Genomic DNA, 22,425 nt, shown 5'->3' on the forward strand with positions numbered 1-22,425 from the left:
AGCTTAGGCATTGGTTGCCTAGCCCGCCATCCACCATGAGGTTATCAACACCACCATGACCAACGAGACCACCCCAGCGCCGAACTTCATTCGCAACCAAGTACGCGACGAAATAGAGGGCGGCCAGGTCACCAAAATCGTGACGCGCTTTCCTCCCGAACCTAATGGCTTTTTGCATATCGGTCATGCAAAGTCGATCTGTTTAAATTTCGGGTTGGCAGAGCAGCTAGGTGGTGAGTGTCATCTGCGTTTTGACGACACCAACCCCGCGAAGGAAGAACAGGCGTATATCGACGCTATCAAAGAGGACGTCAGCTGGTTAGGCTTTAACTGGGCAGGCCCAGTTCGCTTTGCTTCTGATTATTTCGACCAGCTTTATGCGTGGGCACAACATCTTATTCGCGAGGGCAAAGCTTACGTTGATGATCTTTCTCCAGATGAAATTCGCGAATACCGTGGCACACTCACGGCACCGGGTAAGCCAAGTCCTTACCGCGAGCGCAGCGTTGACGAAAACCTAGATTTGCTGGAACGCATGCGTAACGGCGAGTTTGGCGAAGGCGAAAAAGTACTGCGTGCAAAAATTGATATGGCGTCGCCCAATATCAATCTTCGCGACCCGATCCTTTACCGTATTCGCCATGCTAGCCACCATCAAACAGGTGACAAGTGGAAAATCTATCCGTCGTACGATTTTACCCATGGCCAGTCTGACGCCATCGAAGGCATTACCCATTCAATCTGTACGCTAGAGTTTGAAGACCATCGCCCGCTTTACGAATGGTTTTTGAATAACTTGCCGGTTCCCGCCAAACCGCGCCAAATCGAGTTTGCTCGACTTAATTTGGATTACACTCTCACTTCGAAGCGCAAGCTGAAACTGCTGGTTGACGAGCAGATTGTCGATGGCTGGGACGATCCGCGTATGCCAACTATTTCAGGTATGCGTCGTCGCGGCTATACGCCGGCATCCATTCGCAAGTTCTGTGAGATGATTGGTGTTACGCGCGCCGATGGCGGCTTGGTGGATATTGCCATGCTAACGCATGCGATTCGCTCTGACCTTGAGGACAATGCGCCGCGGGCAATGTGCGTATTGAAACCCCTTAAGGTAGTACTGACCAACGTTCCTGAAGACCATGAAGAAGTGTATGACGTGCCCGGGCACCCTGCGCGAGAAGATATGGCTGTGCGTAAGGTGCCGTTTAGTCGCGAGCTGTATATTGACCAAGACGACTTCATGGAAGACGCGCCCAAAAAGTTTTTCCGTTTAGCGCCCGGCAAAGAAGTCCGCCTGCGTAACAGCTACGTGATTCGTTGTGATGACGTTGTAAAGAACGAAGCCGGTGACGTGACGGAACTGCACTGTTCGGTGGATTTCGATACGCTGGGCAAAAATCCTGAAGGCCGCAAGGTGAAAGGCGTGATTCACTGGGTGAGTGCCGCCCATGGTGTACCGATGGAAGTGCGCTTGTATGACAATTTGTTCACGGTTGAACAGCCGGATCGTGACAAAGATGTCGACTTCCTCGAACACCTGAACCCCGACTCCTTGGCGGTGTGCCACGCCATTGGCGAGCCCAGTTTGGCGGATGCTGTTCCAGAAGATCGCTTCCAGTTTGAGCGGGTGGGCTATTTCTGCGCTGACCGTCATGCTTCCAAGCCAGGGCAGCTGGTGTTTAATCGTACCGTTGGGTTGAAAGATAGCTGGGCGAAAATCAAACAGAAGGGCTAAGGAATCGTCATATGCACATTTATAATACGCTGACACGCCGCAAAGAACCGTTTACCCCGCTGGTGGCGGGTAAAGTCAGCATGTATGTCTGCGGCATGACGGTGTATGACTACTGCCACCTTGGCCACGCGCGGGTCATGGTGGCCTTCGATGTGATAACCCGCTACCTGCGTTATCGCGGTTATGATGTTACTTATGTCCGTAACATCACCGACATTGACGATAAAATTCTCAAGCGTGCCGAAGAGAATAACGAATCGATTAGCACACTCACCGAGCGCATGATTCAGGCAATGCACGAAGACGAAGCACGTCTTGGTGTATTGCCCCCAAGCCATGAGCCTCGGGCGACAGGTCATATCGATGACATTGTTGCCATGATTGAGACGCTGATTAAGAAAGACTTTGCTTATGCTGCTGCCAATGGGGATGTGTATTACCGGGTACGCAAGTTCGCTGATTACGGCAAGCTAAATAATCGTCAACTTGATGATATGCGTTCTGGTGCTCGGGTTGAGGTTGATGTTCATAAAGAGGACCCGCTTGATTTTGTGCTTTGGAAAGCCGCTAAACCGGGCGAAGCACACTGGCACTCTCCTTGGGGCAATGGCCGCCCAGGATGGCACATTGAGTGCTCAGCAATGTCGACGTGCTGCTTAGGCGACACTTTCGATATTCATGGTGGTGGTCCTGACCTTACGTTTCCTCATCATGAAAACGAAATTGCCCAATCAGAGGCAGCGACTGGTAAAACCTACGTCAACACCTGGATGCATGCCGGGGCTGTGCGGGTTAACCAGGAGAAGATGTCAAAATCGCTGGGTAACTTTTTTACCATCCGCGATGTGCTGGCAGAGCATGATCCGGAAGTCGTGCGTTTCTTGCTAGTGGCTAGCCACTACCGTAGCCCAATTAACTACTCGGTAGACTCTCTCCATGAGGCTCGCAAATCGCTGACGCGCTTTTACACAGCATTAGAGGGTATGGAAGTGTCATCTAGCGGTGACGGTGATGAGGCAGGCTATGCTGAGCGTTTCACCACGGCGATGGATGACGACTTCAATTCGCCTGAGGCGTTAGCGGTATTATTCGATCTGGCGCGGGATCTCAATCGCGCTAAGAGCGAGTCGCCAGAAAAAGCGCAGCGTTTAGCATCGGAATTAACACGTCTAGCGGGTGTGCTAGGGCTTTTGCAGCAAGATCCTCAGACTTTTTTGAAAGGTAATCAGCAGCAGGTAGCGCTGAGTGAGACTGAGATTGAGGCCAAAATAGCACAGCGTAAAGAAGCAAAAGCCAATAAAGATTTTGCTCAGGCAGATGCTATTCGAGATGAACTAGCGAGTTTGGGTATTATCCTGAAGGATTCCCGTGAGGGAACAACCTGGGTGATTGAAGCGCCTTAAGCGTTATCGATGTTGAGCGTGATGGCAGTGAGGGCATTGAATAGAAACGTTGTAGATGTCAGGCGCCGTTGATATGGCGTCTGACGTCAATGTCGTTGGCTCTTATACTGAGATGATACCTTCAAGACGCTAAATAATAGGATGACCACTATGCGCTTTACTCTAAAACCGACCATCGTCGCTTGCTTATCAGCCATTACTTTTTCGACTGCTTACGCCAGCGACCCTGTTGTCGTGTCCTCCAAAATCGACACAGAAGGGTCCGTGCTGGGTGAGCTGATTATTCAAACGCTAGAGCGTGGCGGTGTGCCTACAGAAGATCGCCTACAGCTAGGTGGCACCAGCGTTGTGCGTAGTGCACTTGAAGCGGGAGAAATCGACCTTTATCCCGAATATACCGGTAACGGCGCTTTTTTCTTTGATATGACTGACAGCCCTGTCTGGAATAGTACAGAGGATGCCTACCAGACTGTTAAAGAGCGCGATGCGGCGCAGGGGCTAATATGGCTGAAGCCTGCTAGCGCTAATAACACCTGGGCCATGAGTATTCGTGAAGACGTGGCGACGGCCAACGGCTTAACGACCCTTGATGACCTTGCCGACTATGTTAACGAAGGCGGCGAGTTTAAATTCGCAGCGAGTGCAGAATTTGTAGAGTCCGCTCAGGCATTGCCTGCATTTCAGGATGCTTATGGTTTTGAACTTGGCGATGATCAACTGCTTGTACTGTCCGGTGGTAATACGGCGGCTACTATGCGAGCCGCTGCCCAACAAACAAGCGGTGTTAATGGTGCCATGACCTATGGCACCGATGGTGGTTTAAGTGCGCTGGGACTGGTTGTTTTAGAAGATATTAAGGGGGTTCAGCCGGTATATCAGCCGTCGCCAGTGGTGCGTGCCGAAGTGCTGGATGCCTACCCTGAAATTGAGACGCTACTCAACGACGTATTTGCAACGCTTGACCTTGTGACGTTGCAAACGCTGAACGCTGATGTAGCGGTGAATGGTTTCTCTCCTGATCAAGTCGCAAGCGACTATCTTGATAGCCTGGATGACTAATGAATGTCGCAGATAGACGCCTTGCCATCGCCACCCCGTCAATATGGGCATTTAAACTCAGTACTGATATGTTTAAGTGCCGCTATGTTAGGGGCCTCTTGGCTACTGGGTCTTGTTAGCGTCGCGCCTAATAGAATTGTAGCGGGTACATCTTATGGCTTATTACATGCGATTGGGTGGCCCGGTGCGCTGCTTGTTTCCTTGCTATTTATCGCTATGGGCGGCTTGGCTATTAGGCCAAGCCGCCTTCATTGCTACGCTCAACTGTGTATCGTTACCCTGACACTCTTATTGATGCCATTCGGGCTTATGGTAGCAGGCCACTGGCTGATTGATCCCACTCTGCCGCAAGCGCGTTTAGGTATTGGTGCTGCCTATTGGGTCGTGCTTTTTTTGCTTTTATTGTGCCTAGTTGAAGTGCGTTTACGTTTGGGGTTGTCACGTTTATGGACCACCCTATTGCTCAGCAGCGTGGGGGGGGCGTGGCTGCTTTGTGCCGCCTTATGGCTTGAAAATTTAGCCCTTGTTCAGGAGTTTCAAGCGCGCGACCAGCAATTTTATCGTGCCATGCTGCAACATGTAGTACTGGTCGGCATAGCGGTGAGCGTTAGTGTGGTGGTCGGTTTGGTTCTCGCTATGCTAATGCGGCGTTACCAACGTCTACAACGCATAGCGTTTGCATGGTTGAACTTCCTGCAAACGATTCCGAGCTTAGCTCTGTTTGGGCTGCTGCTGGCTCCGCTTGCTTGGCTAGCTGCTAACGTGCCTTTTTTAGCCCAGTTAGGTGTTAGCGGTATTGGCGCCACACCCGCATTGATTGCGCTCATTGCTTATAGCCTGTTACCCATGGTGCGCAATACTTATATTGCGCTTGATGAAGTCGACCCTGAAACCTTAGATGCTGCTAAGGCGATGGGGATGCGACCGTATCAGCGCTTCTGGCAGGTAAGATTTCCTTTGGCGCTGCCAATACTATTAGAAGGTGTGCGAATCACCGCTGTTCAAGCTATTGGATTAACGGCCGTTGCTGCGTTGATTGGGGCAGGTGGGTTTGGCACGTTTATTTTTCAGGGATTGGGCCAAGCGGCTATGGACATGGTGTTACTTGGCGCGCTGCCTATTTTAGTCTTGGCACTAATTGTAGATGCTAGTTTGGGGGCATTAGCCGACGCGCTTCGCCCCGGAGGACATAAATGATAGAGCTTTCCCATGTGTCGAAGCACTTTGGCGAAGACACAGCGGTAGACGACATATCCTTACACGTCGCGAAAGGAAAGTTCTGTGCGCTGGTAGGGTCATCAGGCTGCGGAAAATCGACGACGCTACGTATGATAAATCGTTTGATTGAGCATAGTAGCGGCGACATTATCATCGACGGACAGGCAATAGGCCACTATGATCCGGTTAAGCTTCGCCGGCGTATCGGCTATGCGATCCAGAGTACTGGCCTGTTTCCCCATTGGACGGTAGCGCGCAACATTGGGCTGGTACCGCGTTTGCTAAAATGGCCTGCCGCTGATGTTAAAGCACGGGTCGAAGAGTTAATGCGTCTGTTAGGCCTTCCCATGGAAGAGTTTGCCCATAAGTATCCTCACCAGCTCTCTGGCGGCCAGGCGCAGCGGGTAGGCGTTGCGCGCGCATTGGCGGCAGATCCTGATATTTTGCTGATGGATGAGCCTTTTGGAGCGCTAGACCCTATTACGCGAGAAAAGCTTCAAGACGAACTGGCAAAGCTTCAGGCGCGGCTGCATAAAACCGTGGTGTTCGTGACTCACGATATGGATGAAGCGCTCAAACTGGCAGATCATTTAGTCGTTATGCGCGAAGGGCGTATTGTGCAGCAGGGGTCACCGCTAGCGCTGCTTCAAACCCCCGCCGATCCGTTTGTTGAGTCGCTATTGGGAGGGTTGGAGCGTGGTTTAAAGCAGGCTGCCTTAACACGCGTGAAAGATCACATGTCATCGCTTGGACAGACACTGCCTGCCCAGTCGCGTATACCGGGTGATTTTTCACTGCGCCAAGCGCTTTCAATGATGCTGCGAGACCACTGCGATAGGCTGACGGTTGTCGACCAGCATGATATGCCGATTGGTGAGTTATCGCTGCGCAAAGTGGTGAAAGAGGCCCAGTTAGACAAGGTGAGTCACCGTGACGCGTGATCGTAACCGTGGTGAATCATCGATTACAGTCGGCCCGCGCTGGCTATGGCCTATTGGTTGGGCACTCTTGCTGCTGGTAGGGGTATTGGGTATCCCGGCGTTAGAGCCTGTATTTCGTTGGCTGGAACCAGACGCCCGTCAGGTGATTTATGCCCGCGCTGATTTTGCTTCTCTGCTGGCAAGGCACGTGTTCGTTGTTGGAGTAGCGGCTGTCGTCACGATAAGCGTAGGCGTATTGGCCGGCATTGCAGTCACTCGGCAGTGGGGGCGAGACTTCTTACCCCTTGCTGGGCAGTTGGCTTCACTGGGTCAGACATTTCCTCCTGTGGCAGTGCTTGCCCTGGCGGTTCCTGTATTGGGTTTTGGAACATTGCCGATTATCGTGGCGCTAATGCTCTATGGCTTATTACCGATTGTGCGAAACACGCTTGCTGGGCTGCAGGATGTAGATGCGAGTCTTAAACAGGCGGCGTTTGCCATGGGGATGACCCCTTGGCAGGTATTAACTCGCGTTGAGCTGCCATTAGCCACACCCGTAATTCTGGCCGGTATCCGAACATCGGTAACCATTAATATTGCCACAGCGGCTATAGGGGCGACGGTAGGCGCCAGTAACTTAGGTGATCCGATCATAGCAGGTATCGTGAATGGCAATATGGCGTATGTTTTACAAGGTGCGCTGTTGATCGCGTTGCTCGCGTTGACCGTCGATAGTCTATTTGATGCGTTGCAACAACAGCTGCGCACTCGTCTATCTGCGTCTTAAGTTGTATCCCTAAAAGTAGCAGACTGCGTTACTGTCCTTGTGTTGCGTTGATCGAGGTGACACTAACCTCGACAAGCTTGACCTATGCTAGATAAATCCACTGGCAAAAACGGTCAACACCAACAACACTGCCCTCAAAAGGGGTAATACAAGGATAATAAGCATGACAAACTACGTACATCAGCCGCTCTTTATGACCGGCGAAGAATTCTCAATGGCTACCTTCAGCCTGCTCGACCCAGAGGGCGAGCTTTACGAAGGGGCGAGAGAGCCAGACCTACCGCGTGATCATGCCAGACGGCTCTATCAAGCCATGCTGGCCACCCGTATCCTAGATGAGCGCATGATGGCTGCCCAACGCCAGGGGCGGCTTAGTTTCTATATGCAAAGCACGGGTGAAGAGGCCGCCGTTGTTGGTGCTGCTGCTGCACTAGACGATGCCGATATGATCATGGCGCAATACCGCGAGCAAGGCGCATTAATGTACCGCGGGTTCTCCATTGATGAGTTTATGAATCAGCTATTTGGCAACGAGCTTGACTACGGTAAAGGCCGCCAAATGCCGATTCATTATGGATCACGCAAGCTGCACTACATGACCATTTCTTCTCCGCTTGCAACGCAAATCCCCCAGGCGACAGGCTACGCATACGGTCAGAAATTAGCGGGTGATGGGCATTGCACCTTAACGTTCTTCGGTGAGGGTGCTGCATCAGAAGGTGATTTCCACGCCGCGCTGAATATGGCATCAGTCCATCAAGTACCGGTGATTTTTTTCTGCCGCAACAATGGCTATGCCATTTCGACGCCATCAACCGAGCAGTTTGCAGCGGATGGCATTGCCCCCAGGGCGTTTGGCTATCATATGCATGTGATACGCGTTGACGGGAACGATGCACTGGCAGTTTATGAAGCGACACGCCAAGCGCGTCAGATTGCTGTTGAACAAAACAAGCCCGTGCTGATTGAAGCCATGTCTTACCGTCTTGCTGCTCACTCCTCTTCGGATGACCCTTCCGGCTATCGTGCCAAAAGTGAAGAAGAAGCGTGGCGGTTAAAAGACCCCATACTGCGCATGCAGAAATGGCTGTTGAAAAAAGGCTGGTGGAGCGAGGAGGAGGAAACCAGCCAGCAGGAAACGTTGCGCCGCGAAGTTCTAGATACCATGAAACGGGCAGAAAAGCGTTCACCCCCACCGCTGGAGTCGCTGATTACTGATGTCTATGCCGACATAACCCCTGAGTTACAGCGTCAATTTGACCAGCTTAAGCGCCATATTCGCCGCTATCCAGAGGCCTACCCGCGTGGAGCGCGGTCGCTAGACCTTGAGGTGAATACGTCCACAGATTCCCAGGGGGAGGCATAACATGCCCACAATGAACATGCTCCAGGCGATCAACAATGCGCTTGATATCGCCATGGCTGAAGATGGCAAAGTTATCTGTTTTGGTGAAGATGTTGGCGTTTTTGGCGGCGTATTCCGTGCTACCAGCCATTTACAGGAAAAGTATGGTAAATCGCGCTGCTTTAACACGCCGTTGGTAGAACAAGGCATCATTGGTTTTGCTAATGGGCTGGCTGCTCAAGGCTCAGTGCCCGTTGCTGAAATACAGTTTGCCGACTACATCTTTCCCGCTTTTGACCAAATCGTTAATGAATCTGCGAAATTCCGCTACCGTTCGGGGGATTTATTCAATGTGGGTGGATTAACCATCCGCACGCCCTATGGCGGTGGTATCGCGGGGGGGCTCTATCATTCGCAGTCACCAGAAGCTTACTTTACACATACGCCCGGTTTAAAAGTCGTTGTGCCGCGCAATCCCTACCAAGCAAAAGGGCTACTGCTCGCTTCCATTCGCGATCCAGATCCGGTGCTTTTTTTAGAACCCAAGCGTCTCTATCGTGCGTCGGTGGGTGAGGTGCCCCAAGAGGATTATCAGCTTCCTATTGGTGAAGCGGAGGTCATTAAAGAGGGGACTGATATAACGCTGGTGGGCTGGGGCGCACAAATGGAAGTCATCGGCAAAGCCGTTGAACTTGCTGAAGAGCAGGGCATTGCCTGTGAAGTGATTGATTTGCGCACGTTGCTGCCATGGGACGCGGATACTGTCGTTGAGTCTGTTCTAAAAACAGGACGTTTGATCGTTAGCCATGAAGCGCCGTTAACAGGTGGCTTTGCGGGTGAAATCGCCGCGACGATCCAAGAGCGCTGTTTTCTCTATCTTGAATCGCCGATTACTCGGGTAACGGGGCTAGATACACCTTTCCCGCTAGTGCTGGAAAAAGAGTATTTACCCGACCATCTGAAAATTTTTGAAGCGATTCGCGAAAGCGTTAACTTTTAGCGCTAGGGAGAAAAATAATGAGCGATTTCATGCTGCCGGATATCGGCGAAGGCATTGTTGAATGTGAAGTGGTGGAGTGGCGCGTTGCGGAGGGTGATCGGATTGAGGAAGATCAGCCGATTGTCGAGGTGATGACTGATAAAGCGCTAGTGGAAATTACCGCTCCCGAAGCAGGCGTGGTCACCAAACTTTATGTTGCCCAAGGCAAAATTGCCAAAGTACACGCACCGCTTTATGCCTACCAAGCAGAAAATGACACCCAAGAAGCGGGCGCGACGGAACAGGCTAACGAGCCTCAATCACCTGTAGCTGACGCTGACAGTGGCTCAGCCAAGGCGGTTGAGCAAGCCGCTGTGGCATCCAGTACCTGCAGCCTTAGTACCAGCAGCGGCAAAATACCTGCCAGCCCAGCCGTGCGACGTCTTGTTCGTGAACATCAACTTGAGTTAACTGCCATTGCTGGCAGTGGTAAAGATGGCCGGGTATTAAAAGAAGACGTGCTGGCGCACCTGAATCAACCTTCTGCTGATCCTAGCCAAGCACCATCGCAAGTCACCCAAGGAGCACAGTTGCCTCGCGTCGAACCGCTTCGCGGTGTGCGCGCGGTGATGGCGAAAAGAATGGTTGAGGCAGCCAGCTCCATCCCGCATTTCCACTATGGCGAAGAGATCGATGTGACCGATCTGCTGGCGCTGCGCGAGCGTCTAAAGCCACGGGTCGAGGCGCTTGGTGAGCGGCTAACACTTATGCCCTTTTTCATGAAAGCCATGGGGCTAGCGGTTACTGAGGCGCCGATCATCAATGCCCAGCTAAACGCGGAAGCCAACGAGCTGCACTACTACGAACAGTGCAATATCGGCATGGCGGTGGATAGCAAAGCCGGTTTGCTGGTGCCCAATGTGAAAGGTGTTGAGCGTCTAACGTTACTAGACATTGCCCGTGAAGTAGGGCGATTAACCATAGCGGCGCGCGAAGGGCGTGTCGATCAGGCTGATCTTAAAGGTGGCACCATCAGTATCTCTAACATTGGTGCGTTGGGTGGAACGTATGCAGCGCCGATTATCAATGCGCCGGAAGCGGCGATAGTGGCGATTGGTAAAACCCAATGGTTACCGCGCTTCGATGAGCAAGGAGAAGTTCAGCGGCGAGCCATTATGACCATCACCTGGGCAGGCGATCACCGCTTTATTGATGGTGGTACTATCGCTAGGTTCTGCAATGCTTGGAAAGGCTATTTGGAAGCGCCTGAAACCATGCTGCTGCACTTGGGCTAAGGTTGCTAGACATTGAATAGCAAGAGGTTAAATAGCCAGAAGTTGGTTAGCAAGGAATGAGAAATGTCTCAGGCACCGCTCCAGCAGTTTTATATACCGGAAGAGCAGTCGGTATATCTACTCAGCCATCACGATGCTCGTAAGCTTAAAGACTGGGTAGCACTGTGTCAGGCACAGCTCGCCCAGCTGGGCTACACGGGGATTGAGCTGGTGGGTAAAGGTGCCTATGGCTTTGTATTTGCGGGCAGCGCGCAACACCAAGATGTGCCTGCCCACTACGTGTTTAAATTCTCACGTATTACGCTACCGACTCATTTACAAGAACGCCTTGAAGAAGAGGCGTTTATGCTTGATCAGGTTTCCCATCCCCGCATACCAAAGCTTGTGGCTTACCAACGCTCCCGAGGCCAGTCCATTCTGGTGATGGAGCGTGCGCCTGGTTGGAACCTTGAACAGGTGTCACTGAAAGAAGGCCGTCTCTCTCCGCGGTTAGTGGTGCGCATTGCCGACCAGTTGGCCGATATTCTTTCTGCACTGCGCCGCGAAACGGGGCCCAATGCACGTCCCGTTGTGCATGGCGACATCAAACCGTCAAATTTGGTATTTGATCCAGATACCGAGTCCATTGCGTTGATTGACTGGGGATCGTCCGTATTTGCCCAGTTAGACGAAAAGCTCCAATTTGTCGGGGCAAACGTGATGGAATTAATGTCCGACAATCTGCAGCAAACCAACGCCCGGCTGGGCGATGTCTACTTTATTGGTGAAGAGCAGCTAAATGGAGCGCTATCATCGCCCCGTTTCGATGAGCAAGGGGCCGCAGGAACGCTATATGCATTAGCTTCTGCGCAATCTTGCCGCTTTGGTCATCGTGCCATTCCCGCTAGCTCGCTGGGGCTACCCTTGGAGTTTGCCCGCACCTTGGACGGTATGCTGGATCCCGACCCCCACATACGCCATAAAGCAGGGGATCACTATTTACAGGCGATGTCCCGCATGGCCAAAGTGGTGATGTTAGATTTGCCCACGCCAATACAAACACCGCTAGTGCCTGTCTGGGGCCGTGCGGCGCACCAAGAGATTGATACGGTCGTTTACAGCTCTCGGAAGGCATTTCTGCGCGAAGCGAACGCGGAAGAGACACTTAATGATGTCAATGATGTGCAGTTAGACCGCTATTACAAGCAATTTATGCAGGGCATGGGGGAAACCGAAAAGGCGTTTTTGGCCTCGGTGAGTCGCTTAGGAAAATACCCGGTTGTCGGTGGTTTAGCAGTACGCTGGGAGCGAGAGGGCGTCTATATAGACTCCTCACTTAACCTACACGATCCCGCGTTAAAGCCAGCGTTTATTCAAGCCGTCAACAATATGGTGCACTTGGCGCGAGCCATCCATCGCCAAGGGGTGTTTAAAAGCTGCTTGTTTAATGCCCGCCAAACGCTGCATTTAGAGCGCGCGAGTGCGGAAGAGCCTTTTCATTGTGATCCTGGCACCACGATTGACTACGAGCTGAGCGCGGTTCCAGAAATGGAAGACCTCACTCGCCAGCATAGCTACTTTGAAGACGGCCCTGATCCAGAAGAGCTACTTGTCCTACCGGACACCATTATGCACATACTGCAACGGCTGAATGAGATTCATCACACCGGCATGATTATCTTTGAGTCACTACCAAAGCATCTTAAAATTCATAGCTATTATCGGCTTCTGGACCCTAGCCGGGAGGCCGAGTTTCGGGCTTTGCTGGCGCAGATGTTGGCGTCTGTAAGCCAGATCGAGGGGTTAGGCGTGTCCGGCTTTATGAAAATGCCTTACAAAGACACGCGATTTTTTACCCATTTAGAGTGCCAGCCTGAACATTTTTATCCTAAAGACCCGCGTGATTTTTTAAGAAAGACGCCGTCAATCGGCGGTTCTCAGACTGCTTGATTGCGCCGCAACCCATGCTGAAAGCTGCTCCGCTAGCGCATCGCTAGCCGCGCCAAACGCATTCACGACGTCCGGAATCTCTGGACTATCCGCGCGGGTGCGGATAACAAAACTAGTCGCAGCCAGTGGTTTTCGGTGTTGTGTATTCACAAGCTGGACATCTAATTGAAGATGAATACTGGGTGGGGAAGTGTCGTACTCACTTTGGAAATGGCGCAGTTCGCTCAGTAGCAGTATATCGTGAGGCAATCGGTCGCTACTTACGCCAGTGAATAGCTGGCGCTGCTGCAGATCAGAAATTAAGCGCGCTTGAAGCATTTCTGGGGCGTCCTCATGCCAGCGTACCCCCTCATAGACATTGACTACATTGCCTTCTGGGTATACCACAATACGATTGCTGTTCAGCAAGTGGCCTGCCCCCGGGGTAGCAATGCCTAGTCTTACGGGGAGGGTGGCAGCCATGTGTTCAGACTGCGTGGCAGACGATGGCAGCCGATAGAGCGTTGCGGGATTACTTTCGGGCAGTATTGAACAACCGGCGCTTAATACAAGCGCCGCTAATGTGACGATGCTAAACGTAGAGCGCAAGCTCATGGACGAAACTCCTCTACCTGATCCCGGCCCAGGAAAAAGTCTGCGGGACTCTCTTCAAGCTGGCGAGTAATACGATCAAGATTAGTTAGTGTAGAACGTAGGGCTGAAAGTGCGGGAGCAATGTCTTGTGCCCCCTGCAGCGTACTATCGACAGCATCGGCATTGTCGTTAACGAGCTGTTCAATTCGTTGCGCGGCGCTGGCCACATCACGACTGGCGCTTTCAGCGCTTCGCATCATTTGCTGACCATCTTGTCGCAATAGCTGTGTCGCCTCGAGGCTAAGCGTATCGATGCTTTCAAGGGTCGCTGTGGCTTGGCGTGATACTTCGCCGAACAGTGCCATATTTTGATCAAGCGCTGTTTGTTGTGAGGCGATCATCTCTGTGATCTGCGCAATACTCGTCAAAATAGTGCCGGCTTGTTCACGATTGCCGTCATTAAATAGTTCATTAACGTTTATCAGAATAGAATTAATGTTTTGAATCATTGTTTCGCCTTCATCAAATAGCGTGGCAATCGGTGAAGGGTCTGCGTTGATAAACGGTGCCATACTGTCCGTTTGGTTTACTAGGCGGGGGCTTTCTGGGGTGCCTCCGTACAGCTGAACCGACATGCTGCCGGTAATGCTGGCAAAGGCTAACTTTGCTCGAGTATCTGTTTTGACGGGGGTGTCTTCATAGACTCGCACACTAGCAATAACTTGGCGTGGGTCGTCAGGGTTCAGTGTCAGCTCGGTAACATCGCCAACTTCAATGCCGTTGTACTGCACCTTACTGCCAATTGATAAACCACTAACACTGCGCTCAAACAGAATCCGGTAAGGTTGATAGTTACGCTCTCCGGCGGCATAGCTCATCCATAGCGCAAACAGCAGTGCTGCGACGGCGGTTCCCAGTGTGAACAAACCTATCAAAACGTGATGCGCGCGGGTTTCCATGTGCAGTCACTCCTGGACGTTTGCGTTATTTGAAAAGGCGGTATGAGCACGCTGAGCGGCTCGACCACGCGGGCCGTGAAAGTAGTCTTGAATCCATTCATCGTCGGTATCCGCCACTTTATCGATGGTATCCACCACCAGCACACGTTTCTGTGAGAGTACCGCGACCCGATCGCAGGCAGCGTAGAGCGTATCCAGGTCATGGGTAACCAGAAATACGCTGAACCCCAACGCATCGCGAAGGGTGACCAGCAACTGATCGAAGGCCGCCGCGCCAATAGGGTCAAGCCCTGCCGTGGGCTCATCAAGAAACAGGATGTCAGGATCAAGCGCTAAGGCACGGGCAAGGGCGGCGCGCTTGACCATGCCGCCAGACAGCGACTCAGGAAACTGCAGCGCGGCCTGTGGCGGAAGCCCGACCAACGATAACTTGACCCTGGCAAGATGCTCGGCGTCTTCACGGGGTAGCCTGGCATGTTCAATTAGCGGTAGGGCAATATTCTCTTGCAGGTTCAACGAACTGAACAGCGCACCGCGCTGAAACAGCACGCCAAAGCGTCGCTCTATTTGACTGCGCTGTGCCTCGTTAAGCTCGTTAAGCGTTGTGCCTAGGACTTCAACCATGCCGTCATTGGGGCGCTTCAAACCGACGATGCTGCGTAACAGCACTGATTTGCCGGTACCAGAACCACCTACAACGCCGAGGATTTCCCCGCGTTCAAGGGTCAGATCTAAATTTTCGTGCACCACATGAGTACCAAAGCGGTTCACCAAGCCTCGAACCTTAATGACCGGTAAGTCGTTTTGCTCTGTCGGTTTATCTGAATTGATCACCAGCCCATCTCCATAAAGAATAGCGCGGCGACGGCATCAATTAGAATCACCATAAAAATCGATTGAACGACACTTGAGGTGGTGTGTTCTCCCACCGACTGCGCGCTACCGCTGACCTTAAAGCCTTCCAGGCAGCCGATCACGGCGATCACGAAGGCAAACACCGGGGCTTTGCTTAGTCCTACCAAAAAGTGTGTCACCGATACATCTTTTTGCAGCGTGGCCATAAACTGGGTAAGTGAAATATCCAGTGACAGAGAGGTGACCATGGCGCCGCCCGCTAAGCCGCTGAGCATACCTACAAAGGCGAGCATGGGCAGGCTAATTAACATCGCCATTACCCGTGGGAGCACCAAAAGCTCGATAGGATCAAGCCCCTGAGCCTGCAGGGCATCTATCTCTTCATTGGATTTCATGGCGCCAATTTGGGCAGTAAAGGCACTGGCGGTTCGTCCCGCGAGTAGGATCGCAGCAAGCAGAACGCCGAACTCTCTCAAAAATGAGAACGCCACAAGATCGATGGTATAAATTGTGGCGCCAAAATCCTGCAAAACGGTAGCGCCAAGGAAAGCCACCACGGCGCCCACCATAAAGGTGAGTAGCGCGACGATGGGGACGGCATTAAGACCACTCTGCTGGATATGGGCCACAGTGGCCGTTAAGCGCCAGTGGCGTGGCCGCAATGTTAGATGGAAGAGGGTGGCCACGACGAGACCAATAAAGGCCAACAGCTGGCGCTGCTGGGACCAAAGCCCCACCATGTGTTGACCCACGCTGGCAAGCGCTTGGCTAATGCGCGAATAGGAAGGAGGATCAACGTCCAGCGGCGCTTCCATGGCTTCGGCAATACGCACCAGCAACGCCTGCTGCTCTTTCGGCAGTTCTGCTGCCCAATCCGCCACCGCCTGCGCTTTCTCAACGCCAATCAACTCCGCAATGAGTATGGCGCCAGCGGTATCAAGGCGAGTTATTGCGTCTAGTGAAACCGTCGCATCTGTTGGCTTGCCAGGCTCAGTTTGAGTTTCACTTTGCTGAAGCGCCGCTTTGATAAGGCGATAATTGGCAAGCGTCCACTCGCCTTTAAGGGTTACTGTTTGATCATCACGCGCTATCCACTCGCTTGGCATCCCCACTCCTTTGCGCTCTTGGTATTGATACGCTTGTTTAGAAGTCTATGATGCATTCAAACAAATCTTAGTTAAAGCTGCTTCGTTAAGCTTATAAAAATAATGCTTATGAAAATTCACGCCATGCAGCATAAGTGCTAAGAAAAACGCGCCCAGTCAGAGCTTCTAAAAAATCACTCTTTTTGAGCTGATCCATAACGGGGCCCTTCACCTCTGACAGGTGAAGTTTTACATCGGAGTCTTTTAAACGGGCGTTGATGGCATCCAGGCTCTCGAGTGCTGATGCATCAATTAAATTAACGGCTGAACAGATCAGAACGACGTGCTCCAGCTCAGGATAGCTGGCAACTAAATTATAAACGGTATCCTCAAGGTAACGGGCATTCGCAAAATAGAGGCTTTCGTCGATTCGCAGTAGCGCCACATTACTGACGGTTTCAACATCGTGGCGTTCGGTATTGCGGAAATGCTCGGTGTCCGGAACCCGGCCCACCAACGCGCTATGGGGGCGGCTGGTGCGATACAAAAATAACGCGATAGAGAGACTCACGCCACCGATGATGCCTGCTTCGATACCTTCAATTAGGGTTAGCAGAATGGTGACGGCCATCGCAGCGAAATCGCTGCGAGAATAGCGCCACGTTTGGCGCAACATGGGGATATCGACCAGGGTTAAAATAGACACAGTAATTGTCGCGGCCAACGTAGCAATCGGCAGGTAGTAGAGCCAGCCAGTAAACGCCATCGTTACCAAGGCTATTCCCAGTGCTGCAAAGGCTCCGGCCGCGGGTGTTTGTGCCCCAGCATCATAGTTGATGACCGTGCGCGAAAGGCCACCGGTGACCGGCATGCCGCTGGTAAACCCAGCGGCTAGATTAGCGGCACCTAAGCCAATCAGTTCCTGGTTAGGAGAGATACGCTGGCGCCGTTTCGCTGCCAACATTTGCCCCATGGAAACAGACTCGACGAACCCCACCAAACTAATGAGTAGCGCAGGGATGAACAGGGCGCGCCATAGTGACGTATCTCCCCAGGGAAAACTTAGCGCAGGTAGCCCACTGGGAATAGCGCCGACAATGGCAACGCCTTGGTCAGCCAACTGCCAATGCCAAGTACCCAGCGTGGTAATAACCACCGCAAAGACAGGACCCGCCTTGGTGATTAACTCGGCGAGCGCTCTAGGCAAACCAATAGCACTAAGGCTCTGCTTACCAAAACGCCGCATCATAACGAGAAACAACAGCGTTCCAGTACCGATTACAAGCGTATAGGGGTTAAAGGTGGGGAGATTAGGAAAAAGCGTTACCACACGCTCTACCAGCGTAAAGCCACTGCTGGAGATGCCCATTAGGCTTCCCAGTTGACTAACGGCAATCAGAATGCCCGATGCGGTTAAAAAGCCCGAGATAACTGGATGGCTCAAAAAATTGCTAAAAAAGCCCATTTTAAGAGCACCCATTGCCACCAATATACCGCCAGAAAGTAATGAAAGTACCAGTGCAGCTTGCAAATAGTCGGGGCTGCCGGGCGTTGCTACAGAAGAGAGCGCAGCGCCCGTCATTAATGCAATGATGGCCACCGGCCCTACGGCCAGGGTGCGGCTGGTGCCTAAAAAGGTATATAGAAGTTGCGGCAAAATACTGGCATATAGGCCCACTACCGCAGGCAGGCCAGCAAGTAGGGCATAGGCTAATGACTGCGGAATCACCATTACGGTTACGATGAGTCCCGCTAATATATCGGCACCTAGCAGGCGCTTATGGTAGTGGGGCAGCCATGTAAGAATAGGAAAATAGCGCTTGAACATAAGCTCCTGGTGTCAGCTTCGTTTTTTTAAACTCAACCATTGGTGAGTCCGTCAGTTTAACGTGTTGCGTGGGCAATGATGGCCTTTGCTTTCAAACAAAAGCATGTTCTGACCCGAAAGTGCTACTTCATTCATTAGCATAACCCGTTAAGCTGACTGAAAAGTGGCTAATCGCTCCTTCTTTATTGATCGACTGCTCAATAACGTCAAATAAAAAAGAGTATCCCGCATGCGACTACTTCGGCTATTAGTGCCCTTGGCAGTGCTAGGTGTTTCTGTTTGGATGATGACTGAATCTGGTGCTTTTCCCTATGTCGCGCTGCTGTTGGCGACGGGGGCTGGTGCAGGTTTAATGCTCGTAACGATTACGTCGGTTTACTCAGCTGATCAAGCGCGTTTGACAAAACCCATTCACGGTTTCAAGCCCATTCGCGACTATGGTGCGCTTCGCGCGATGGCCTATCGGTTGATGAACCGAGCAAGTAGCACTGCTATCGCCTCGGCAGAAGTTTCTCATTACGCTGATCTTATGGCGCAACGCCTTACTAAGCAGGAAGCCATGGCCAGTGACGCGTCATCGAGTATGAACGCTATTAATGCTGCCATTATGCAAGTGAGTGCCAGTGCTACCCATGTCGCTTCGCTTGCCGAGAGCGCTCGTCAGGCAAGTCATCACAATCATGATGAGCTGGCTGATATTATTGGCGATATGAGTGATGTTTCCGAGCGCTCTGATCAGGCGCTGGAAATGCTATCGGCGCTAAACGACAAAATTGAGCGCGTCCGCAATGTGACGTCGATGATTGAGGGAATAGCAGAACAAACGCACCTGCTATCACTCAATGCTTCTATTGAGGCAGCTCGAGCGGGAGAGCATGGACGAGGATTTGCGGTTGTCGCGGGCGAAGTGCGCAACCTAGCACTGAAGACGTCAACGGCGACACAAAGCGTCGATGAGCTTGTTAAAGATATGCACCAGAGTGGCCAAAGTGTTGTTGGTACCATGGGAGTGCTGATGAACCGTATCAGAGAGCGTTCCCAAGGGATGCAGCAGGTGGGCGGTAGTCTTGCCACTATCACAGAACAGTTCGATCAAGTTGAGCAGGAAATCACCAGCGTCGCAGAAGCAATGGAAAGCACTAAAGTCCATAGCCAAACAGTTGCTGATAGCTTACGTCAGCTTGAAGACGATGTAGATGAGGGCAATCGCGATATGCGCGATTTAGCTCAGCAAGCTCGGGCGTTAATGGAAGCTGCAGAAGGCGTTGATGGCGAGCTGGCGCAGCAGCGTTTACAGGGGCGTCATCAGCATGTGTTTAGTGTTGCTCGTCAAGCGGCGAACCGTATTGGTAAATTGTTTGAAAAGGCCATTGCCTCCGGTGAGTTATCAGAAGCGTCGCTGTTCCAGCCTGATTACAGGGTCATGCCAGGGACACAGCCACCGCTTTACCACACAGGCTTTGATGCATTCACGGACTTACAGTTACCCAGCTTGCAAGAACCGTTGCTTACTGAGCACGGGTTGAGTTACGCCATTGCATGTGACCGCAACGGCTATGTGCCTACCCATAACTCAGCCGTTAGCCGCGAGCCCATCGGTGATTACGATCACGATCTTAAGTATTGCCGCAGCAAACGCATTTTTGATGATCCGACGGGCAGTCGTTGCGGCGCCCATGAGAAACCGTTGCTGCTACAAACCTATAAGCGTGACACTGGCGAAATCATGCACGATCTTTCGGTTCCCATTTACATTAATGGTAAGCACTGGGGAGGCTTTCGCGTGGGCTACCAGCCTGAAAAGACAAATGACACCAGTGCAGTGGTGATTGAAAAACCAGTGGAAGAACTAGCCTCAGGAAGCCACCTTCTGGCGCGGACGTGATTGCCAAGAGGACCAGGAATATAGCGCTAAGCTCGCCCAGATCATCACAAAGGTCGCTAACTGGATGAGCCCTAGAGGCTCGCCAAAGATAATGATTGCAATCAAAAACTGAATGCTGGGATTGATATACATCAGAAACCCTAGCGTTGCCAGCCGTAAGCGCCGTGCAGCCCCAGCAAAGGCCATCAAGGGCAGGGCAGTTAACACACCGCTAATTATTAGCAGGGTGCTCATCGGCACATTATGAATAAAGTGAGACTCCCCCTGCCAACTGAGCCAAGTGAGCGCTATCAGTGCTAGTGGGAATAGCAACAGCGTCTCTACAAACAGGCCTGAAAGCCCATCAAGAGGCACTTGCTTGCGAAATAATCCGTAGCTACCAAAGCTGAGTGCTAGCAACAGGCTGATCCAGGGCAGTTCACCCAGCATCACGAACTGGATTGCAATCGCTAAACTTGCCAAACCGAGGGCAACCAGCTGGAGGCGAGCCATTACTTCGCGTAGCACTAGCACGCCCAAGGCAATGTTTACCAACGGCGTTAGAAAGTAGCCTAAACTGGCTTGTAACACCTGCTTGCTTTCAACAGCATAGATATAGAGACCCCAATTAAAGGCAATCAGTAACGCGCAAGCGAGTACGCGCCCCAAGCGCTTGGGCTCAACAAGTGCGCTAACCACTGGCGTCCATCGGCGCAGTATGCTGATTAACCCGACCAGGAAAAGGCACGACCACAAAATCCGATGTATCAGGATTTCAAATGCGGGAATGCCATCAAACAGAGCGAAAAATAGTGGGAAGCAGCCCCACATAGTGTAGGCCGTTAAGCCGAACATAACGCCCTTGACCGCTTCAGGGTCCCTTGATGCGGGTGGAAACATAGCAGCCTCATTAATTAAAAATGCTAATCTAGCACATAATTGACGAACACACTGATGCAAAGGAGACATGGCATGAGTCAACTGAAAACGAGCTTAGTGCAGTGCGATTTGCGCTGGGAAGATCCTCAGGCCAACCATGCGCATCTTGAGCGGCTATTAGGCGAATTAGATAGCCGCGATACCGATTTAATTGTGTTGCCAGAGATGTTTGCTACGGGTTTCACCATGAACTCACGGGAAATGGCCCAGCCCATGAACGCGAGTCAGAGCGTTGCCTGGTTACAGACGCAGGCCAAGGCGAGAGGCTGTGTAATGACCGGCAGCGTGGCAATTGTCGATGAAGGGCAATACTTCAACCGTATGGTATGGGCTACCCCCAGCGGCGACTTGCAGTACTACGATAAGCGCCATTTATTTCGTATGGCCGGAGAGCATGAACGCTATGGTATGGGCAACAGCCGGAAAATAGTGGAACTGAAAGGTTTCAGGCTGCTATTGAGCGTATGCTATGACCTGAGGTTTCCCGTTTGGATGCGCCAGCAGCCAGCAGAGGGCGAACATTTCGAGTATGATGCCGCGCTGTGTGTGGCGAACTGGCCTGCACCCCGGCGTCACCCATGGCGCACGCTTTTACAAGCGCGTGCAGTTGAAAACTTAGTTTACGTAGTGGGTGTCAACCGCGTCGGTGACGATGCCAAAGGACTCGCCTATAGCGGCGATTCCATGCTGGTCGATTTCAAAGGGGAACCGCTGATCGACCACCCTGCAAACTCTCCGTTTATTGAAACGGGGACGCTAAATAAAACGGACCTAGATGCTTTTCGAGAAAAATTTCCTGCCTGGCAAGATGCCGACCGCTTTTCGCTTCTGCCAGGAGTGGGTCAATAATGCGCCTTGATCGCTTTTTGAGTGAAACAACCCCATTGACGCGCAGTCTAGCAAAGCGTGCGTTAAAAAATGGCGAGGTGACCCTGAATGGCGAGCCCATCAAGCAGTCGGCGACCCAAGTTGACACCCAGAACGACGAAGTAAAGCTCAACGGTGAGACGCTAGCGCTGGTTGGGTTGCGTTACCTGATGATGCATAAGCCGCTGGAAGTAGAGTGCACTGCACGCCGTGGGCTCTACCCAAGGGTGATTGACCTCATTGATCTACCCAAAGTAGAGCGACTGCAGCCGGTAGGGCGGTTGGATGTAGATACCACTGGCTTGTTATTGCTCACTGATGATGGCCAATGGTCCCATCGTGTCACCTCGCCGCGCCATCGCTGTGCCAAGGTATACATTGCAGAGTTGGCGGAGCCTATGGAAGGTAGCGCCGCTGAGTGGGCCATTAACCAAGTAGAGGAAGGACTTCTACTCGATGGTGAAGAAACGCCAACGCAACCTGCCGTGCTGAGGTTTATTACTCCTCAGCAAGCGGAATTGACCATTACTGAAGGGCGCTATCACCAAGTGAAGCGTATGTTTGCAGCCCTAGGCAATCACGTCAATGCGCTTCATCGCCGTTCGATTGGTGATGTGGTCTTGCCAGATGACCTAGCACCTGGTGAATGGCGGGAGCTAACGCCTGAAGAAATTGCCAGCTTCTAAAAACACTTAGCGTCACTGCTAGTGGATAGAACGCCCCGGTCAGCACACCCGTGCCAAGGCCAGGGCGTTTTTATTTTGAGTAACGAATATTTATACCGT

Annotated in this window: 19 protein-coding genes; 13 read left to right on the forward strand and 6 right to left on the reverse strand. The window is 52.1% G+C overall.

Going from position 1 to position 22,425, the window contains the following annotated elements; all coding sequences use genetic code 11:
* The first annotated feature begins 55 nt into the window (after nucleotides 1-55).
* The 10 genes from J4377_RS08405 to J4377_RS08450 all read left to right on the forward strand — a co-directional run bounded on the left by J4377_RS08405 (nucleotide 56) and on the right by J4377_RS08450 (nucleotide 12,670).
* Entirely contained in the window at nucleotides 56-1,735 is a 1,680-nt protein-coding gene (locus J4377_RS08405) for a glutamine--tRNA ligase/YqeY domain fusion protein (RefSeq protein ID WP_253487880.1), read from the forward strand.
* Between the two features lie 11 nt (nucleotides 1,736-1,746).
* Nucleotides 1,747-3,138, forward strand: coding sequence for a cysteine--tRNA ligase (gene cysS, locus J4377_RS08410; protein ID WP_253487882.1), 1,392 nt, complete (start codon nucleotides 1,747-1,749; stop codon nucleotides 3,136-3,138).
* Between the two features lie 150 nt (nucleotides 3,139-3,288).
* Entirely contained in the window at nucleotides 3,289-4,197 is a 909-nt protein-coding gene (locus J4377_RS08415; protein ID WP_253487884.1) for an ABC transporter substrate-binding protein, read from the forward strand.
* A 3-nt stretch (nucleotides 4,198-4,200) separates the two neighbouring features.
* On the forward strand, nucleotides 4,201-5,394 hold the full coding sequence (locus tag J4377_RS08420) for an ABC transporter permease (protein ID WP_253487886.1): 1,194 nt from the start codon (nucleotides 4,201-4,203) through the stop codon (nucleotides 5,392-5,394).
* Nucleotides 5,391-6,356 (forward strand): ABC transporter ATP-binding protein, encoded by a 966-nt coding sequence (locus J4377_RS08425; RefSeq protein ID WP_038483971.1) that lies wholly within the window; start codon nucleotides 5,391-5,393, stop codon nucleotides 6,354-6,356. Before J4377_RS08420 ends, J4377_RS08425 begins: the two co-directional genes overlap by 4 nt.
* Nucleotides 6,346-7,122, forward strand: coding sequence for an ABC transporter permease (locus tag J4377_RS08430; protein WP_253487888.1), 777 nt, complete (start codon nucleotides 6,346-6,348; stop codon nucleotides 7,120-7,122). The genes J4377_RS08425 and J4377_RS08430 overlap by 11 nt, the downstream gene beginning before the upstream one ends.
* A 163-nt stretch (nucleotides 7,123-7,285) precedes the next feature.
* On the forward strand, nucleotides 7,286-8,488 hold the full coding sequence (locus J4377_RS08435) for a thiamine pyrophosphate-dependent dehydrogenase E1 component subunit alpha (protein WP_253487890.1): 1,203 nt from the start codon (nucleotides 7,286-7,288) through the stop codon (nucleotides 8,486-8,488).
* 1 nt (nucleotide 8,489) lies between these two features.
* On the forward strand, nucleotides 8,490-9,467 hold the full coding sequence (locus J4377_RS08440) for an alpha-ketoacid dehydrogenase subunit beta (protein ID WP_038483977.1): 978 nt from the start codon (nucleotides 8,490-8,492) through the stop codon (nucleotides 9,465-9,467).
* Between the two features lie 17 nt (nucleotides 9,468-9,484).
* A complete protein-coding gene (locus J4377_RS08445; protein ID WP_038483980.1) occupies nucleotides 9,485-10,741 on the forward strand; it encodes a 2-oxo acid dehydrogenase subunit E2 in 1,257 nt (418 codons plus the stop codon).
* A gap of 63 nt (nucleotides 10,742-10,804) precedes the next feature.
* Entirely contained in the window at nucleotides 10,805-12,670 is a 1,866-nt protein-coding gene (locus J4377_RS08450; RefSeq protein WP_095602874.1) for a protein kinase, read from the forward strand.
* Here the strand turns inward: J4377_RS08450 and J4377_RS08455 are convergent.
* The 5 genes from J4377_RS08455 to J4377_RS08475 all read right to left on the reverse strand — a co-directional run bounded on the left by J4377_RS08455 (nucleotide 12,644) and on the right by J4377_RS08475 (nucleotide 17,970).
* Entirely contained in the window at nucleotides 12,644-13,264 is a 621-nt protein-coding gene (locus tag J4377_RS08455; protein ID WP_253487892.1) for an ABC-type transport auxiliary lipoprotein family protein, read from the reverse strand. The two genes, J4377_RS08450 and J4377_RS08455, sit on opposite strands and share 27 nt — an antisense overlap.
* Nucleotides 13,261-14,202 carry an MlaD family protein gene (locus tag J4377_RS08460; protein ID WP_038483988.1) on the reverse strand — a complete coding sequence of 314 codons (942 nt, stop codon included), beginning with the start codon at nucleotides 14,200-14,202 and terminating at the stop codon, nucleotides 13,261-13,263. Before J4377_RS08460 ends, J4377_RS08455 begins: the two co-directional genes overlap by 4 nt.
* 6 nt (nucleotides 14,203-14,208) lie before the next feature.
* Entirely contained in the window at nucleotides 14,209-15,033 is an 825-nt protein-coding gene (locus tag J4377_RS08465; protein WP_095603295.1) for an ABC transporter ATP-binding protein, read from the reverse strand.
* On the reverse strand, nucleotides 15,033-16,163 hold the full coding sequence (locus J4377_RS08470) for an ABC transporter permease (protein WP_038483991.1): 1,131 nt from the start codon (nucleotides 16,161-16,163) through the stop codon (nucleotides 15,033-15,035). The genes J4377_RS08465 and J4377_RS08470 overlap by 1 nt, the downstream gene beginning before the upstream one ends.
* Nucleotides 16,164-16,269: 106 nt before the next feature.
* The gene (locus J4377_RS08475) at nucleotides 16,270-17,970 is read right to left on the reverse strand and encodes a SulP family inorganic anion transporter (protein WP_120386988.1); all 1,701 of its coding nucleotides are present in this window, start codon (nucleotides 17,968-17,970) and stop codon (nucleotides 16,270-16,272) included.
* Between the two features lie 229 nt (nucleotides 17,971-18,199).
* On the opposite strand from J4377_RS08475, the gene J4377_RS08480 reads away from it, so the two are divergent.
* On the forward strand, nucleotides 18,200-19,855 hold the full coding sequence (locus J4377_RS08480; protein ID WP_095602878.1) for a methyl-accepting chemotaxis protein: 1,656 nt from the start codon (nucleotides 18,200-18,202) through the stop codon (nucleotides 19,853-19,855).
* Here J4377_RS08480 and rarD read toward each other — a convergent pair.
* Nucleotides 19,826-20,734: an EamA family transporter RarD gene (gene rarD / locus J4377_RS08485; protein ID WP_095602879.1), complete on the reverse strand. Its 909-nt coding sequence runs from the start codon at nucleotides 20,732-20,734 to the stop codon at nucleotides 19,826-19,828. The genes J4377_RS08480 and rarD overlap by 30 nt on opposite strands.
* A 72-nt stretch (nucleotides 20,735-20,806) precedes the next feature.
* Between rarD and J4377_RS08490 the strand changes: the two genes are divergently transcribed.
* Nucleotides 20,807-21,622 (forward strand): amidohydrolase, encoded by an 816-nt coding sequence (locus tag J4377_RS08490; protein ID WP_038484002.1) that lies wholly within the window; start codon nucleotides 20,807-20,809, stop codon nucleotides 21,620-21,622.
* Nucleotides 21,622-22,326 (forward strand): pseudouridine synthase, encoded by a 705-nt coding sequence (locus J4377_RS08495; protein WP_038484005.1) that lies wholly within the window; start codon nucleotides 21,622-21,624, stop codon nucleotides 22,324-22,326. Before J4377_RS08490 ends, J4377_RS08495 begins: the two co-directional genes overlap by 1 nt.
* The last annotated feature ends 99 nt before the right edge of the window (nucleotides 22,327-22,425 follow it).

The sequence above is a fragment of the Halomonas sp. XH26 genome, assembly GCF_024138895.1.
Classification (GTDB): Bacteria; Pseudomonadota; Gammaproteobacteria; order Pseudomonadales; family Halomonadaceae; genus Vreelandella; species Vreelandella alkaliphila.